The organism is Deinococcus sp. AJ005 (assembly GCF_009017495.1).
Taxonomy (GTDB): domain Bacteria; phylum Deinococcota; class Deinococci; order Deinococcales; family Deinococcaceae; genus Deinococcus.
This window is the reverse complement of sequence record NZ_CP044990.1, coordinates 409,387-425,433: the sequence shown is the minus strand read 5'-3', so window position 1 is coordinate 425,433 and position 16,047 is coordinate 409,387. Positions and strand designations below refer to the sequence as shown.

Sequence of the window (16,047 nt, the reverse complement as noted above, 5' to 3'; positions counted from 1 at the left end):
CCTTTCAGTCCAAGATCCATCAGACGTGCCCGTACTTTTCCAGCACTTCCGGCAGACTCAGGCCCCGGTTCAGATCCTCACGGATGGAAACCTCCTTGCGGGTTAATTCCTCGGCCCGTTCCAGCACCGTCTCGGCCAGTTCCTGCGGCACCAGGATCACGCCGTCCACGTCCGCCAGAATAAAGTCGCCGGGGCGGACCCTGACGCGCTCGGTGGTGGCTCCCGGCAGGTACACGGGCACCTGCCAGGCGTTGACCCCCCAGCGTCCGATGGACTGCACCGGGCTGCGGTACTGCGTGAAGACCGGGAAATTCATCTTGACAATCCACTCGATATCGCGGATACCGCCGTCGATCAGCGAGCCGACACTGCCCCGGTGCTGCATCCCCAGGGCAATCAGCTCACCGAAGAAGCAGATGCCTGATGCCCCACCGCCGCTCCAGACGCTGATTTCGCCGTCTTGCAAACCAGATACGGCCTTCATCTTTTCGGGATCGCCCGTGCCGGGATAAGGCGTCATCTGACCGCGAATGGTGTAGGCCCAGCCCGCCATCTTGTTCTGCGACTCGTGGATCGGCCAGAAGCTGCTGGCGAGGCCGTAATCGAAGTGGCCCAGCTCGTCCAGCACGTCGGCGACGTTGGCCGTGTCTACCTTGAGGTAACGTTCGCGCAGTTCGGCCTTGCGCTCTTTGGACAGGGGTTCGTGTGTTGCAGTCATACGGTTCCTTGTGGGTGCTGGCGGCGCATCTCGTCCGCGATCAGGGTGATCGGGGCGCAGCCATAGGAGAGAAGCCGATCATGGAAGACCTGCGGCGCGAGGTCAAGCTCGGCGCGCAGTTCCCTGATCACCTGTGTCCCCAGCCAGTACATCAGCCGGGTGGCCGGGTAGATGCTGTTACGTGTCGTTTCGGCCCAGACGCGGCCCGGCGCGAAGCCCACTTCATCCCGGTAAAAGGCCCGCATTTGCTCCAGCGTCCACTTCCCGGTGTGCAGGCGGATGTCGGCCAGGCAACAGGCGGCGTTGCGGAACTCGAACTGCTTGAGCAGCAACTGTTCTTCCAGCGTGTAGAAGCCGGGCGCTTCTAGCAGCAGGTCCTCGGCGTAGCAGGCCCAGCCTTCCACCAGCGTGCCCGCGCTCAGAAAGGCGATGCCGCTGGCGCAGTCCGTGCCGCCCAGTTGTGCGAGGCGCGATTCTGCTTTACGCGCCCGTGCGTTCTGGGTGTGGTGGCCGATGCTGCCGTGGTGGACAGCATGGACGGCTTTGATGAACGGAATGTTCTGGCCGCGCAGGTACGCTGCCGTGTCCTCACCCGGCGGAAAGATCCAGTAGATACTGCCGTCGCCGGGATGCTCAGCAGGTGGCGAGCGGTAGAACAGGAAATACAGCGCTCCGGCGGCTTCCCTGGCCCACTCCGGCAAGAACTCGAAGGCCAGATCATATTCACGGGCAGGCGTCACGAGTCCCTCGGCGGCCTTCAGGGCGTGAGCGTTCCATTGCTGATAGGTGGACTGCACGTCGTTCAAGGCGGGATGCTGCTGTTCGAGCGTGACCAATTGCTCCTGCCAGCTTTTCGCTGGGTTGAGCTTGTGGGCCATTTCCACAAGTTCTGAACCCAGTGCTTCAAACGCAGCCTGCGCCTTTTGTTCAGCTTCCGCCGCTGAAAAAGGCAGAGCGTGGGCCTCGCGCATCAGGAATTCCAGGTAATCGCGTCCACAAGCCGGGTCAGCGTCACCCGCCTTCAAGGCTGAGGCGAATGCCTGAAGGGCGGCGGCAGCCTGGGCGGCGGGTTCCTGCCACTCCACCTGATAATCGGGGTGTTTGGACAGACCACGCAGGAGTAGAGCTTCCAGCGCTTCCGCCTCCTTCCGGGCACGCTCCACCCAGTCGGCGGGCAGGTTGAGCGGTTCCAGCGTTTTCGTTCCTGTGGCCAGAAATTCAGGCATGGCCTTCAGCCGCGCTAGGACGGCGTCCATATTTGTCGGGCGTTCATTCGGCAACAGCAGACTAATGATGCTGAAGGCCGCCTCGCCCGTGTAGAAGGCCGGATTGTGCTGACGGGGCCGCTCCCGCGCTTCACGCAACGTGACGCGCAACTGGGAGCGCAGCAGCCAGAGGTCCAACCGTTCGCCTGCCGTCTCAGGATCACTCGCTCCGGCTTCTATCTTCTGCAAGAAGTTGGCGAGGGTATGCCGCTCGTGTTCCAGCGCCTCTGCGCCCACTGGGGGCAACTGGTCATCGTGACCCGGCAAACCCATGAACGACGCGTCCACCGGGCGAAACTGAGCGTGCAGGGCGAGATATTGCTCTACCCACCCTCCAAGCTGGCTCACTGCGCCTCAACCTTCGGCAGGTCCACCCAGCGCCGCTCGCGGAACGACTGCACGATGGCGTTGACCGTCTCCTGGCTCTTGGCCCCGTCGTAGAAGGTGCATTCGCCGGGCAGATCATCCAGAATCTCGTCCACCCAGAAGCGGATCAGGTTGCGGTAGTACAGCTCCGGCCAGGGCGTGTGCAGCGTGGTGCCGGGCGGATAGGCCGTGTCGGGCAGGTCAATCTTGCGGAACTCCACCGCGTCGGGTGTGGCGAAATGCAGCGTCTCCGCGATGCCGTTTTCCTCCACCAGCCGGGCCACCGCCGCGCCCTTGCTGCCGTAGATCCGCAGTTCCACGCCGGGATAGTTGCCCACCGCGATATACGAGGTCTGGAGGATGCCCTGCGCCCCGCTGGCAAACTCGGCCAGGGCCACCGCGCCGTCCTCCACCGGAATGCGCTGCATGCCTTCGTAGCCGCGCACGATGCGTTCGGGGACGTAATTGTGCAGGCTGCCGATCACGCTCTGGTATTCACCTGCGCACCAGCGCACGAGGTCCAGCAGGTGCGAGCCGTAGCCCACAATGGACGAGGGAATGAGTTGCGTCCAGTCGGCCCCCTGCGGCACCTGCCGGAGTGGGTAGTTGGGGTCCAGGAACTGCGAGTTCTGCTCCAGGCCGTGAACGTGGAAGATCTCGCCCAGCGTGCCATCGTCCACCCAGGTTTTGATCTGGCGGATGGCTGGCGAGTAGCGGAAGGTAAAGCCCAGCTTGGTGCGGACGCCTTTCTCTTTGGCCAGTGCGGCGGCAGCAAAAGCATCCTTGGCGTCGTGCGCCAGCGGTTTCTCAGAAATGACGTGCTTGCCCGCGTTGATGGCGGCCAGACTCAGCGGCAGGTGCGTGTCGGTGGGCGTGCAGACATCCACCATCTGCACCTCGGGATCGTTGATCAGCTCGTGGGCGTCAGTGTAGATCTTGCGGATGCCGAATTGCTTTGCCAGCGCCTCGGCACGCTCTGGTACGGTGTCGCAGATCGCCACCAGATCAGCCCGGTCATAGGCGTGGTAGCCCGGCAGGTGTGCTTGCTCGGCCCAGGCATGTGCGCCGATCACGCCGACGCCCAGCTTCTTTTGCGCGCTCATGGCAGCGCCTTGCCGATAGAGGCGATATACGCTTCCAGCTCGTCATAATTTTCAAAGCCGAGTTGCCGCTGACCGCCCTCGATCTCGTAGATCATCTCGCACAGCTTGGCATTCAGGCGCGAGTCGGCCCCCACCTGCGCGGCGTAGTCCACCAGCTTGCCGTTGCTGGAGCGCACCTCGGAGGGGCGGTTGCGGTAGACAATGTCCCACCAGATGCCGCTGCCCTTTTTCTTGAACTGATGGGCGTCGGGTTTCTGGTCCTTCTTGAGCAGCCAGACCGCATGGTTGATGTTGTCGATCAGCTTTTGCGTGTCGGCAGGCGTCTGCGGCTTGTAGTTGGCCGGATCAAAGAAATCAAAGGCCTCCACCGTAATGCCGTTGGCCTCAGCGATTTCCAGCGCCTCACGCACCACCGCGCCCGCGATTTTGGCGTACCGCTCCACACCCAGCGTCTCGCGGATCGGTGCGTTGACCAGGGCGCTGAAGACTACCTGGGCGCTGTAGACCTCCTTGGCCCAGATCTGCCCCCAGATGTTGTCTGAGAGTTGCACCTCGGTCAGTGCCGAGAGCATTTCTGCCAGTTCCAGCAGGCGCGGGGTGCGCTCACCCGTCATCTCGCCCAGTTGAATGGCCCCCTCGTGGACGAATTCCAGGTAGCCGGGGTCCACCAGCGCGCCGCCGTAATTGGGGATGGAACCGATCACGCGTTCCAGGCCGCCCAGTCCTGCCTCGGTCAGCCGGGCGGCGATGTCATGTTCGTTGAAACCGTTCTGGTACGACACCACGAACGTCTCGGGGCCGAACAGGGGCAGCACGCTTTCCAGAGCCTCGATGGTGTGCTGGCTCTTGGTGGCGATCAGCACGGCCTCCAATGGGCCTTCCAGCTCACTGGGGTGCAAGGCTTTCACGTCGAAGTGCAAGTCTCCGCGCACACCGTCTACCGTGATTCCATTTGCCTTGATGGCGTCGATATGCTCGGCCCAGCGGTCCACCAGCGTCACGTCGTGTCCAGCTCCTGCCATATAGGCTCCGGCGAGGCCGCCGATGGCTCCTGCGCCCAGAATGGTGATCTTCATGTTCTCTCCTTGTTTTGAGTGGCGGGTTTCAGTTGCGTGGATCGAAGGCGTCACGCAAACCGTCGCCCAGGAAGTTGACGGCCAGGACGGTGATCAGGATCATCAGGCCGGGAAAAACGGCCAGCCACGGCGCGGCGGTCAGCCACTGGCTGGCGTAGTTCAGCAGGTTGCCCCAGGTGGGCGTCGGCGGTTGCACGCCCAAGCCCAGGAACGACAGCGCACTTTCGAGCATGATGGTGCCGCCCACCGACAGCGTGGTGGACACGATGATCGGGCCGAGGGCGTTGGGCAGGATGTGGCGGAACATCACGCGGTTGTCGCCGCCGCCCAGCGCGCGCGACGCTTCCACGAACTCGCGCTCGCGCAGGCTCAGGAACTGGCTGCGTACCAGCCGGGCCGTGCCCATCCAGCTCAGGCTGCCCACGATGGCGATCAGCAGGGCCACGCTGGGCCGCAGGATGCCCGAGAGCAAAATGATCAGCGGCAACAACGGAATGCACAGCACCACGTCGGTGATGCGCATCAGCACGGTGTCGGTCCAGCCCCGGTAATAGCCCGAGAGCGCGCCCACCAGGGTGCCCAGGAAGGTGGCCAGCAGCGCGCTGAACAGCCCCACCATCAGCGAGATGCGCGCGCCGTACAGCACCCGCGTGAAGGCGTCGCGGCCCAGTTGATCGGTGCCCATCCAGTGTGCGGCGCTGGGCGGTTGCGGCTGGCCGATGATGCTGGCGTCCTGGCCGTCGAAGGTATACGGCGCGAGAAGCGGCGCGAAGATGGCCAGCAGGCCCAGCAGGATCAGCACCACCAGACCCAGCACGGCCAGTTTGTGTTTCAGGAAGCGGGCAATCAACGTGGGCCAGAAGCCCTCGCGCCGTTGACGCTTGCCCGGTGCGGCGCGGTTCTCAAGGGTCTCAGTCATAGCGAATCCTGGGATCAATCAGGCTGTAGGCCAGATCTGCGACGAGGTTGCTGACCACCAGCGCGAAGGAGCCGACCATCAGCAGGGCCATCAGCACCGGGTAATCGCGTCCGTTCATCGAGTCGATAAACAGGCGGCCCAGGCCCGGCCAGGCGAAGATCGTCTCGGTAATCACCGCGCCAGAGAGGATTGCCGCCGAGTCCAGGGCCACCACCGTGACCACCGGAATCAGGGCGTTCCTGAAGGCGTGGGAATACGTGACCCGCCGGGCCGAGACGCCCTTGGCGCGGGCGGTGCGGATGTAGTCCTGATTCAGGATTTCCACCATGCTGGAGCGCATGTAGCGGCTCCAGCCCGCCACCGAGGCGAAGGCCAGGATGAACACCGGCAGGGCCAGATGACGAAGGATGTCGAGCAGCGAACCGTCCCCGATGGTCTGCATGCCTGCCGAGGGCAGCAGTCTCCACTGCACCGCGAACAGCAGTTGCAGCATCAGCGCCAGCCAGAACACGGGCATGCTGATGCCCAGAAAGGACATCAGGGTAATGAAGTAGTCCACCCCGGTATAGCGGCGGGTGGCGCTCAGGATGCCCAGGGGCAGGGCCACGATCAGGGCAAGGAAAAAGGCGCTGCCGCTCAGCATCAGCGTGGCGGGCACGCGCGACAGCACTTCCTCCATCACGGGCTGCGCGGTACGGATGGAAAAGCCCCACTCGCCCTGGAAGAAGGCCGTGACCCACCTGAAATACTGCACGGGCAACGGCTGATCCAGCCCGAAGGCGCGTTTCATCTGCTCCAGCGCTTCCTGCGTCACAGAAGGGTTGTCAGCGTAGACGTCTAGTGGACCGCCAGGGGCCAGATGCAGCACCCCGAACAGAATCAGCGAGACGCCCAGCAGCAGCGGGATCATGCCCAGCAGGCGTTTAAAGATGTACGACAGACTCATGAAGCTCCCTTCGCAGGTGGGGTGGCGTTGACATCAGGCGCAAAGATCAAACACAGGAATCAAGCACAGAGATCAAGCGCGCAGGCCCCGCAGGCCGGGTGGAAACGGGCCAGTTGCGGGGCCTGCGCGGCTGGTCTTATTTCTTCATGTACCAGCCGCTGGTATTGATGAAGTTGGTCATGTTGGTGGGGTTGGAGACGAAGCCGCCGAGCTTGTCGGTCAACACGATCATGGACGGGTTGGAGGTCACGGGGATGGTGGGCAGATCCTGCATCAGCACCGTCTGGAAGTCGCGCAGGGCCTTGTTCCTGACCGCCGGGTCCAGACTGCTGTCTGCCGTCGCCAGCAACGCGTCAACCTTGGGATTGCTGTAGCCCTGGCCGTTGTTCACGCCCTTGGTGCTGTAGAACACACCGTACGAGGGATCGGCGGAAGTGATCCAACCGGCGTAGTAGAGGTCATAGTCGCCCTTGTAGCGGGCGTCGCGCAGGGCCACCCCGGCCTTGTTGTCGGGCTTGAGTTCGATGCCGATGGCCTTCATCTGGGCGATCATCACCTGCTGGGCGTCCTCGTCGGTGGAGCGGCCCGCCTGCGCCATGATCTTGAAGCTCAGGCGCTGACCGTTCTTGGCGCGGATGCCGTCGCTTCCCGCCTTGTACCCGGCGGCTTCCAGCAGTTGCTTGGCCTTGGCCGGATCGTAGGGGTATTTCGGCACGTCCTTGCTGCTGTACGAGAAGACGGGCACCACCACCGTGTCGATGGGAATGGGATAGCCGCCCAGCGCCTTGGAGATGGTGGCCCTGTCCAGGCCATGGGCCACGGCCTTGCGAACGTTGATGTCGCGCAGCGCGGCGGGACCTTTCAGGTTGAAGTCCAGATGTTGCCAGGACAGCACCGGGTTCTTGATGACCTTCAGGCCAGCCTGAGCGCTGAGCTGAGGAATCTGGGAGTACGGCACGCTGGTGGCCATCTGGATCTCGCCGGACTTGAGCTGGGTGACCAGCGTGTTGCTGTCGGGAATGATCTTAAAGATCATCTTGTCCAGATACGGAAGCTGCACGCCCGCCTTGTCCTTGCGCCAGTAGAAGGGGTTGCGGTCCAGCACCACGAACTGCCCCTTGACGTACTGCGTGACCTTGAAGGGACCGGTGCCCAGCGGCATCTGGTTGTAGTTGTCGGTGTTGAGGTCCTTGCCTTCCAGCGTGTGCTTAGGCAGGATGCCGAAGGTAAACAGGGTGCTCTTGAAGTCAGGGGCAACCCGCTTGTAGTTGACCACCACGGTCAGATCGTTGGGCGTGCTGATGGACGAGATGTCCTCGGTGCCGTCCTTGGATTCGGCAATGAACTTGGGATCCTTGACCGTCTCCCAGGTGAATTTCACGTCGGCGGAGGTAAACGGCTTGCCGTCGGACCACTTGACGCCGGGCCGGAGCTGGTACGTGACCACCATGCTCTTGTTGTCGGCGGCCACCTTGATGCCGCCGTTCTGAATGGTGGGCACGCGCGTTGCCAGCACGGGCACGTATTCCGCCTTCTCGTTGGGGGCCACCAGCCCCTCGGCCACAGTGGCCTGCACATCGCCCAGAAAGCCCGTCGAATAGACATTGAGCGTGTCGATGTCGTAGCCGAGTCCGACGGTCAGGGTGCCGCCGCGCTGCTGCGCCATTCCCATTCCACTCAGCAGAATTGCTGCGCTGAGTCCGAGTGCCAAACGCTTCTGCATGGTGGAATTCGCCGTCTGAATCTGATTACCCATATTCCTGACCTCCGTTGAGAGAGAAAAGTGCGGCTAGAGCGGATAAAACCTGAACAGAATTTAAGGTTTGCACAATAGTGTATGCATACTTATGCGGTGAAGTCAAGGCCAGACTGTAGTCTGGAAAACAGCTCAGATTCCGGGATATGGAATGAAGACTTGACTTTGAGTTCCACTTGACGGAATGATGGGGCACATTCAGGAGGAACAACATGGAGAATCAGAACGCAGCCCCAAACGACGCTTCGCTGGGCCGTCAGCTCACGGCCCTGACCATCGGGATGGACCACCTCGAACGCCAGCTCTCGCGCGGGCACGGCGTGCTGGACAGCGAGGGCCTGGTGCCGATCTATCTGGGCGACAAACTGGTGCCGCCGCTGGCCCTGAGTGACTGGGACGCGGTACACACCGAACTCGATGATCTGGAGCGGCAGGTGGCGCAGTACCCGGCGGGCGCACGCCACGCCTTTCTGGACGACATGCTGCGCTCCCTACGCACCGCCACCCGGCTGTTCGAGGGCGAGGTCCTGAGCTTCCGCGAGAAGCTGGAGGGTCTGGTGGGTGTGCCTGCCCAGCCGATCAGCGATGAGCAACTGCTGGAAATGCATGGGCAACTGGAAGGGATGCTGGATCAGGCCGGAATGCGTCACGGCACGCTGGCCGAGCGCATCGGGCGCTGGGAAGAGGAGCGGGCGCTGGCTGCTGACCAACTGGAACCCATTTTCGTTGAATTGATGGCCGAAGCGCAGCGCCGCACCGACGCGCGGATCTACCCGACGGGCGATTACACCATGCGCCTGAATCCCCTGCGCGACGTGCCCTTCACCGCGCGTTGCAACTTCAATCAGGGGCAGATGGACCTGAATATGGACCTCAAGTTCACGCGGGCGGCCCTTAAACATCTGGTCTGCCACGAGGTCTTTCCGGGCCACTCCACCCAACTGCTGTACACCCGCGACAAGGCGGCCAGCGGCGAGAGTACGGCGGACGTGCTGCTCTGCACCACCAATGCCGTGACCGGCTGCGTGCAGGAGGGCATCGGGGACCAGGGCGTGGAACTGCTCGACTGGCTTGATCACGAGGACGACGCGGTGCATGCCCAGCTCCGGCGGGTTCGCAGCGCCAGCGCCACGAGCGCCGCGTGGTACCAGATGGGCGAGAACTGGTCCGAGGACCGCGTGATGGATTTCCTGGAAAGGTATTCCTTTGGACAGCGGGCCTGGATTGAGGGGCGTATCCGCTTTGCCAGCTACAGTTTCCGGGGGCCGTTCATCGCGTCATACTGGTTCGGCAACGAGGCAGTCCGCGAGGTCCGCGAGGGCCTGAGCGAGGGGCAATGGCCCGCGTTCATCGAGACACTGTACGGCCAGATGCACTCTCCGCGCAGCCTGCGGATGTTTGGCACCTTAGGCTAGGCTAGCCTATGAGCGAAAACGTCCAGAGTGTCGAGCGCGCCCTCGACATCATCAATACCATCGTGGCGGCCAACCGTTCGCTCAGTGTGGGGGAGCTGTCCCAGGCCATGGGTCTGGCTCCCAGCACCATCCACCGCATCCTTCAGACCCTGACCGTCAAGAACTACGTGTTTCAGGATCCCCAGACCAAACGCTACGACATCGGCCCCGAGATCGTGGACATCAGCAGCGCGCTGTATCTGCGCTACGACCTGGTGCGCCGGGTGCGTCCCTACCTTCAGGAACTGGTGGAGGTGACGGGGGAAACCGCCCACATCGCGCAGCTCTACGGCACCACGGCCATGTATCTCAGTCAGGTGGAGCCGTTCAGCATGGTCAGGATGTTCACCACCCCCGGCAGCATTGCCCCGCTACATTGCAGCGACGTGGGCAAGGTCTTTCTCGCCGATCTGCCCACCGCCCGCGTGGATGAAATCGTCCGCAAAACGGGCCTGCCCGCACGCACTCCCCACACCATTACGGACGAACCCGCGCTACTGGCCGAACTGCTGTGCGTCCGCAGCCAGGGCTACGCGCTGGACGATGAGGAGCGCGAGGTGGGCGTGCGGTGCCTTTCAGCAGGAATTCTCAACGGAGCGCGCAAGGTCATTGCCGCCATCGGTGTGGCGGGTCCCACCAGCCGCATGAGCCGTGGCCGCATCGAGGAAGTCAGCGAGGCGGTCATCGGCATGGCCCGGCGCTGCGCCGACGAACTGATCCGCCAGCCGATGGCCGAACTTGTGGGCGACTGAGCGCCGCCGTTCAATACCAGGATCACGGAGGTTTGCCCATGACCGACATCGTTTTTTCTGAGTCCGACAGGCTGGAGATCGGCGCGGATGAATACAGACTGCGCCGTGAACGGGTTCTCCACCTTCTTGCAGAGCGGGAAATCGACGCCCTGTGCGTGTTCGGACCCACACGCGTGGCCTACCTAAGCGGCTTTTTCTTCTCCCCTACCGAGCGGCCTATCGCTCTGGTCCTGACGGCAGACGGCAAGGTGGCCGCCCTGCTGCCGAACCTCGAACTCAGTCACTTTCAGCAGCAGGGGCCGAGTCTGGATGACAGCGCCATCTATCCTGAATACCCGGGCGGCGGCTCCGGGCAGCATCCCCTGCTGTTCCTGCGCGACCTCCTCTCCAGGCTGGGTGTGCTGGGCAAGGTGATCGCGGCAGACGTGAACGGCTACGAACACCGCTGGGGCTACCGGGGGCCAGCGCTCAGCGCCGTGCTGGAACAATCCATTCAGGCAGATGTGGCCCTGATCGACGATCTGCGGATGGTCAAGAGCGCCGCCGAGATCGCCCTGATGACCGAGGCGTGCCGCTGGGGAGACCATGCGCACCGATTGATGCAGGACAGTATCCGTGTCGGAAGTGAAGAATTGCTCGTCTCGCATGGGGCCAGTTTGCAGGCCACCCGCGATCTGCTGGCCGAGCTGGGCGGACGTTACGTGCCCAAAGCCCGCGAGGGCCTGCCTGCCAACGCCATGTTCATTCGCGGCAGCAACACCGCCCACCCACACGGCCTGCACGAGGCGGGCGCGGTGGCGGCGGGGGATGTGCTGGTGACGGGCGCATACGGCGTGGTGGGGGGCTACGAATCCGAACTGGAACGCACCATGATCGTCGGAAAGCCGAATGCCGAGTTTCAGCGGTATTTTGCGGCGATGCTGGCCGCCCAGCAATGTGGCCTCGACGCCCTGCGCCCCGGACGGACCTGCGCGGAAGTTGAAACCGACGTTCGCCGTTTTATTCGTGAGGAACTGGAGATGGACGATCTGGTTCGCCACCACACCGGACACGGCTTCGGACTGGAAGGGCACGAACATCCCTTCCTGGATCTGGACGACCACACGGTGATCCAGGCGGGCATGGTGTTCTCGGTGGAGCCTGGGCTGTACGTGCCAGAGTTCGCCGGGTTCCGGCATTCCGACACCGTGGTCATCACCGACTCAGGAATGGAGCGTCTCAGCCTGTATTCGCGTGAACTGGATGATCTGGTGGTAACAGGATGACCTTTCGCTGGGGCGTTCTCGGCGCGGCCCGCATCGCCCGCGCCTTCATTCCTGCCATCCGGGCCGCTGGAGGCGAGGTCACGATGCTTGGCGCGCGCGAGCCACAGTCCACCCGCGTGCAGACCTTCGCCCACGACTGGGCTATTCCAATCACTGGAAGCTATCAGGACGTCATCGACGCCGATCTGGACGCCGTCTACATTGCTCTCCCCAACGCCCTGCATCTGCCCTGGAGTACCGCCGCCCTTCAGGCCGGCAAGCATGTCCTGGCCGAGAAGCCGCTGACCCTGAATGCCCACGAGGCGCGCGAACTGGCCGACGTGGCTGAGGCCAGCGGGCGGGTGCTGCTGGAAGGTTTCGCCTACCGTTTCACGCCGCAGCACCGCGCCCTGCTGGACGCGGTTCGTGGTGGTCAACTCGGCGAGGTCCGGGCGTACCGGGGGGCTTTCGGCTTCACTGTGCGGAATGCCGAGGACATTCGCCTGCAACCCGGACTGGGGGGCGGCGCGCTCTACGACATCGGCTGCTATCCGGTCAACGAGGCCCGGATGCTGCTGGGCGAACCGCTGGCGGTGACGGCCCAGGCCCGCTGGACGCCAGACGGTGTGGACGTGTCCATGTCCGCCGTGCTGGACTACAGCCACGTCGGACATGGGGCGCTGGCGAGCATCGACTGCGGCTTCGACTGGCTGTCGGGAGGCCGGATTGGCCGCTCGCAGGTGCTGGGGACAGGCGGGGTGATGGAACTGGACCGGGCATTTTTCAGCGATGAGCCAGAGTTCGTTCTGACCCGTGACAGTGAGCGGCAGACGCTGGCTCCCGGCAACGGCTACGCCCTGATGGCCGCCCACTTTCAGCGGGTGGTGCGGGGCGAGGAAACCGTGCTGTATCCGCCTGAAGACGCGGTGCAGCAGGCCAGGGTGCTGGACGCGCTGCTGCAATCGGCGCGCGAGGGCCGCCGGATCACGCTGTGATCTGGACTCAAAACCTCCGCACTCAAATTCCGAATAGCAAAATCCGCTTAAGTCGATGTCTGACACACCATTGACACACCGCCAGGTTTGGATGTCCGCCTACAACAGCCGCGCCGCCCTCTTCCCTCAACACCTTCAGCGATTCAAAGTGCGCTGGTGCTTTGCCGACAAAAGGCGCAGACCGCCAGCTTCCCGATCGGCTCCCGGACAATCTGGAAGTGTTGCCGATTCGACACGAGATCAATAGGGTTGCCATTCTGCCGCGTGGCGGCCCGGTGCCGCAGATCAACAGGCGCGGCGAGCAGTTGGTCATCCCCATCTGAGCAGGCCAGAATAGGGCCATGAAACGCCTGTCGCTCGCCGTCCTGATCTGGCTGCTGCTGGTTGGGGCGGGTATGGCGGCGCTTTTCACCGGGGCGCGCGGGCAATTCACGGAGACGTTTAACACCGACGCCCGCATCCTGCACCGCGTCCTGTCGCAGCGCATGGAGCAGCAGGAAGCCGTGCTGAACGCCGTGGACGCACTGGGCATGGATGTGTTGGGGCAGGGGATGGACACAGCGGCGCTGGGCCGCTATCTGGACACTTTGCTGCGCCCCTACCCACAGGTGGTGGCGGTGGAACGTTGCGCGGCAGGGGGCTGTCGGGTGCTGGGAACGCCCGCCGAGACGCCGCCAAAACTGGCTCCCCCCCTGTCCCCAGATCCCGCCGTGCGCTGGCCGGAAGGTGGCGGTCCGCTGTACGCACTGTCGCGCGGTGATGTGCGGGTGTGGGTGGACGCGCGGCGCTTGGCCGGGGCGCTGGACAGTGGGGCCGCGCCGCTGACCTACACACTGTTTCAACCCGCCACGGGCGCGGTGATCGTGAATCATACGCAAGAGGGTGGGACCAGGGCAGCCTCCACCACATTGCGGGTGGAAAAGGTACTGGGGACGGCCCTGCAACCCTTGCCCATCGTCATCTCGCGCCCGGTGCCATGGGAGGTCTGGCCATGGATAGGGGGTCTGTTGTGGACTTTGCTGACGGCGGGCCTGACCGTACTGGTCTGGCGACTGCTGGAAGCCCGGAGGACCGCGCAACACGCCCTGCTGGACGAACGGGCGCGGGCCGGGGGCGTGGTGGAGGCCGCCTCAGAGGCCATCGTGGCGCTGGACGCCCTGCACCAGGTCACGCTGGCAAATCCGGCGGCACGGGCGGCGCTGGCCCACCTGCTGCCGCCCGGCACCGATCTGCGCGACGTGACTACCTTTCAGGCCACGCTGTCGCAGGCTCCATTTGACCCCGCGTCCTTCTGGGACAGCGCCAAGCCCGTCGCCCTGCCCGAAGGTCTGACCCTGTTGCGGAACGGCGAAGCGGTGCAGGTGGAAGGTTCTTTATCTCCCCTGCCCGGCGCGGACAGAACCTTGCGCGGACGCGTGTTGATCGTGCGCGAGGTGGGGCCGCTCCAGCGCCGGATGCTGGAACATCTGGAAGACGGTGAGCGGCGCGTGCGCGAACACGAGGACATGCTGGCCCACGTCTCGCGCCTGTCCACCCTGGGCGAGATGGGCGCGGGTCTGGCGCACGAGCTGAACCAGCCGCTGACCGCCATCGTCAGCTACGGGCAGGCGGCGGCGCGGCTGCTGGACGATCCCGAACCCGATCTGGCGCGGGTACGGCATGCTGTAGGCGCGTCGGTCACGCAGGCGGTGCGGGCAGCGCAGATCATCGTCCGGCTGCGGCAGTGGGTGCGCCGTTCGCCCAGCCAGACCCGGCCTACCGATCTGGTTCAGGCCGTGCAGAACGTGCTGACCCTATGCCGCGCGGACCTGAACCGCCTGGGCGTGCGGGTGGTCACAGATTATGCCGACGCGCCATTGGTTCAGGCCGATCCGGTGCAACTGGAACAGATCGTCCTGAACTTGCTCAGAAACGCGCTGGACGCTGTACAGGACACCCCTGATCCTGTCATTGAGCTGAGCATCGTGCTGGAGAAAGGTGGCTGGAGTCTGAGTGTGAGCGACAACGGCCCCGGAATTGCTGCCGAGGTTGCGCCGCGCCTGTTCACGCCGTTTACCACCAGCAAATCGGGTGGCCTGGGCCTGGGCCTGAGTCTGTCGCAGACGCTGGCGCAGGGGATGGGCGGTGACCTGAGCGGCGCGAATGCTGATGCGGGAGGCGCGGTCTTCACCCTCAGCCTGCCGCGTCTGCAACTGGAGGCTGCCAGTGACTGAGCCAGTCATCAATGTTGGCCTGCCGCTGGAACCCACCGTCTATCTGGTAGATGACGACGACGCGGTGCGCGACGCGCTGGGCTTTTTGCTGGGAACGGTGGGCCTGAACGTACGCCCCTTTGCCGACGGGCTGGAGCTGGAACGCGCCCTGGACGCCGAGGGGCCGCCCGCCATCGGCTGCCTGCTGCTGGACATTCGGATGCCGCACATCAGCGGCCTACAATTGCAATTGCGTTTGCAAGAGCGTGGCGTAGACCTCCCCGTGATCCTGCTGACCGGACATGCCGACGTGGAACTGTGCCGCCGGGCCTTTCGTCAGGGCGCGGCGGATTTTCTGAGCAAACCCGTGGACGAGACTGAGTTGCTGGAGGCCGTGCAGCGGGCCGTGCGCCAGCATCTGCGGGGGCGTCAGCGGCGGGCGGCCAGCGGACAGGCCCGGATGCGCCTCTCGCGCCTGTCCGCCCGCGAACACGACGTTCTGCGCGGCATTCTGGACGGCCAGACCAGCAAGCAGACCGCCCGCACGCTGGAGATTTCTGCCCGCACCGTGGAAACCCACCGCGCCAGCCTGTTTGCCAAGCTGGAGGCCGATTCACTCGCTGGGGTGATCCGCATCGCGCTGGAAGGAGAAGATGTTTGACCGCGATTGGGCGGCCAGAGGAGACCCAATACGTAAGGTCATCGTGACCGAGTTTCTGACCCTGGACGGCGTGTACGAGGATTCCACCCCTTGGCAGCAGGGTTACAGCCCAGAGGACGGCCCGTTCAAGCACGACGAACTGTTTGAGAGCGGCGGCCCGCTGCTGGGCCGTGTGACCTACCAGGGCTTCGCCGCGTACTGGCCCACCGCCAGCGGCACCGGGGCATTCGGCGAACGCATGAACAGCCTGCCAAAGTTTGTCGTCACCACCACCCTGGGATCCCTGGAATGGAACGCCACTGCTCCGGAGGGAGATATCGGCGCGGCAGTGCGGGCCTTGAGGCAGCAGGATGGTCAGAACCTCCTTGTCTACGGCAGCGGCACCCTGGTCCAGACGCTGCTGCGGCTTGGCCTCGTGGACGAACTCCGGCTGATGGTCTACCCACTGGTTCTGGGAAGCGGCAAGCGCCTGTTTGCGGATGGGGATCGTTTGGCGCTGAATCTGACCTCCTCAAGAGACCTCGGCTCAGGCATGCTGCTGCTGACCTACGGACCTGTGGCGGGAAGCTGATTCCAATGCCCACGCCGGGCGGTAAGCCA

At 64.0% G+C, this 16,047-nt stretch carries 15 protein-coding genes; 8 read left to right on the top strand and 7 right to left on the bottom strand.

Annotated elements, in window-relative coordinates; all coding sequences use genetic code 11:
• Positions 1-19: 19 nt before the first annotated feature.
• The 7 genes from DAAJ005_RS04115 to DAAJ005_RS04085 form a co-directional block, all read right to left on the bottom strand.
• A complete protein-coding gene (locus DAAJ005_RS04115) occupies positions 20-718 on the bottom strand; it encodes an RraA family protein (RefSeq protein ID WP_151846001.1) in 699 nt (232 codons plus the stop codon).
• Positions 715-2,331 carry a DUF885 family protein gene (locus DAAJ005_RS04110; protein WP_226342563.1) on the bottom strand — a complete coding sequence of 539 codons (1,617 nt, stop codon included), beginning with the start codon at positions 2,329-2,331 and terminating at the stop codon, positions 715-717. Before DAAJ005_RS04110 ends, DAAJ005_RS04115 begins: the two co-directional genes overlap by 4 nt.
• Entirely contained in the window at positions 2,328-3,452 is a 1,125-nt protein-coding gene (locus tag DAAJ005_RS04105; protein ID WP_151846000.1) for a Gfo/Idh/MocA family protein, read from the bottom strand. The genes DAAJ005_RS04110 and DAAJ005_RS04105 overlap by 4 nt, the downstream gene beginning before the upstream one ends.
• The gene (locus tag DAAJ005_RS04100) at positions 3,449-4,528 is read right to left on the bottom strand and encodes a ketopantoate reductase family protein (RefSeq protein ID WP_151845999.1); all 1,080 of its coding nucleotides are present in this window, start codon (positions 4,526-4,528) and stop codon (positions 3,449-3,451) included. The genes DAAJ005_RS04105 and DAAJ005_RS04100 overlap by 4 nt, the downstream gene beginning before the upstream one ends.
• 28 nt (positions 4,529-4,556) lie before the next feature.
• Entirely contained in the window at positions 4,557-5,447 is an 891-nt protein-coding gene (opp4C, locus tag DAAJ005_RS04095; RefSeq protein ID WP_151845998.1) for an oligopeptide ABC transporter permease, read from the bottom strand.
• Entirely contained in the window at positions 5,440-6,393 is a 954-nt protein-coding gene (locus DAAJ005_RS04090) for an ABC transporter permease (protein ID WP_151845997.1), read from the bottom strand. The genes opp4C and DAAJ005_RS04090 overlap by 8 nt, the downstream gene beginning before the upstream one ends.
• Before the next feature lie 136 nt (positions 6,394-6,529).
• Positions 6,530-8,149, bottom strand: a complete 1,620-nt coding sequence (locus DAAJ005_RS04085) for a peptide ABC transporter substrate-binding protein (RefSeq protein WP_226342562.1) — start codon at positions 8,147-8,149, stop codon at positions 6,530-6,532.
• A 212-nt stretch (positions 8,150-8,361) separates the two neighbouring features.
• On the opposite strand from DAAJ005_RS04085, the gene DAAJ005_RS04080 reads away from it, so the two are divergent.
• From DAAJ005_RS04080 to DAAJ005_RS04050, 8 genes are all read left to right on the top strand, one after another.
• Positions 8,362-9,564: a hypothetical protein gene (locus DAAJ005_RS04080; protein WP_151845996.1), complete on the top strand. Its 1,203-nt coding sequence runs from the start codon at positions 8,362-8,364 to the stop codon at positions 9,562-9,564.
• A gap of 8 nt (positions 9,565-9,572) precedes the next feature.
• Positions 9,573-10,355 carry an IclR family transcriptional regulator gene (locus DAAJ005_RS04075; RefSeq protein ID WP_151845995.1) on the top strand — a complete coding sequence of 261 codons (783 nt, stop codon included), beginning with the start codon at positions 9,573-9,575 and terminating at the stop codon, positions 10,353-10,355.
• A 38-nt stretch (positions 10,356-10,393) separates the two neighbouring features.
• The gene (locus DAAJ005_RS04070) at positions 10,394-11,620 is read left to right on the top strand and encodes a Xaa-Pro peptidase family protein (protein WP_151845994.1); all 1,227 of its coding nucleotides are present in this window, start codon (positions 10,394-10,396) and stop codon (positions 11,618-11,620) included.
• The gene (locus DAAJ005_RS04065) at positions 11,617-12,594 is read left to right on the top strand and encodes a Gfo/Idh/MocA family protein (RefSeq protein WP_151845993.1); all 978 of its coding nucleotides are present in this window, start codon (positions 11,617-11,619) and stop codon (positions 12,592-12,594) included. The genes DAAJ005_RS04070 and DAAJ005_RS04065 overlap by 4 nt, the downstream gene beginning before the upstream one ends.
• A gap of 161 nt (positions 12,595-12,755) precedes the next feature.
• Positions 12,756-12,917, top strand: a complete 162-nt coding sequence (locus tag DAAJ005_RS18865; protein ID WP_192930860.1) for a hypothetical protein — start codon at positions 12,756-12,758, stop codon at positions 12,915-12,917.
• Positions 12,918-12,935: 18 nt separating this feature from the next.
• Positions 12,936-14,807: an ATP-binding protein gene (locus tag DAAJ005_RS04060; protein WP_151845992.1), complete on the top strand. Its 1,872-nt coding sequence runs from the start codon at positions 12,936-12,938 to the stop codon at positions 14,805-14,807.
• Positions 14,800-15,447, top strand: coding sequence for a response regulator transcription factor (locus tag DAAJ005_RS04055; protein ID WP_226342561.1), 648 nt, complete (start codon positions 14,800-14,802; stop codon positions 15,445-15,447). Before DAAJ005_RS04060 ends, DAAJ005_RS04055 begins: the two co-directional genes overlap by 8 nt.
• Positions 15,440-16,018, top strand: a complete 579-nt coding sequence (locus DAAJ005_RS04050; protein ID WP_226342560.1) for a dihydrofolate reductase family protein — start codon at positions 15,440-15,442, stop codon at positions 16,016-16,018. Before DAAJ005_RS04055 ends, DAAJ005_RS04050 begins: the two co-directional genes overlap by 8 nt.
• Positions 16,019-16,047: the final 29 nt, after the last annotated feature.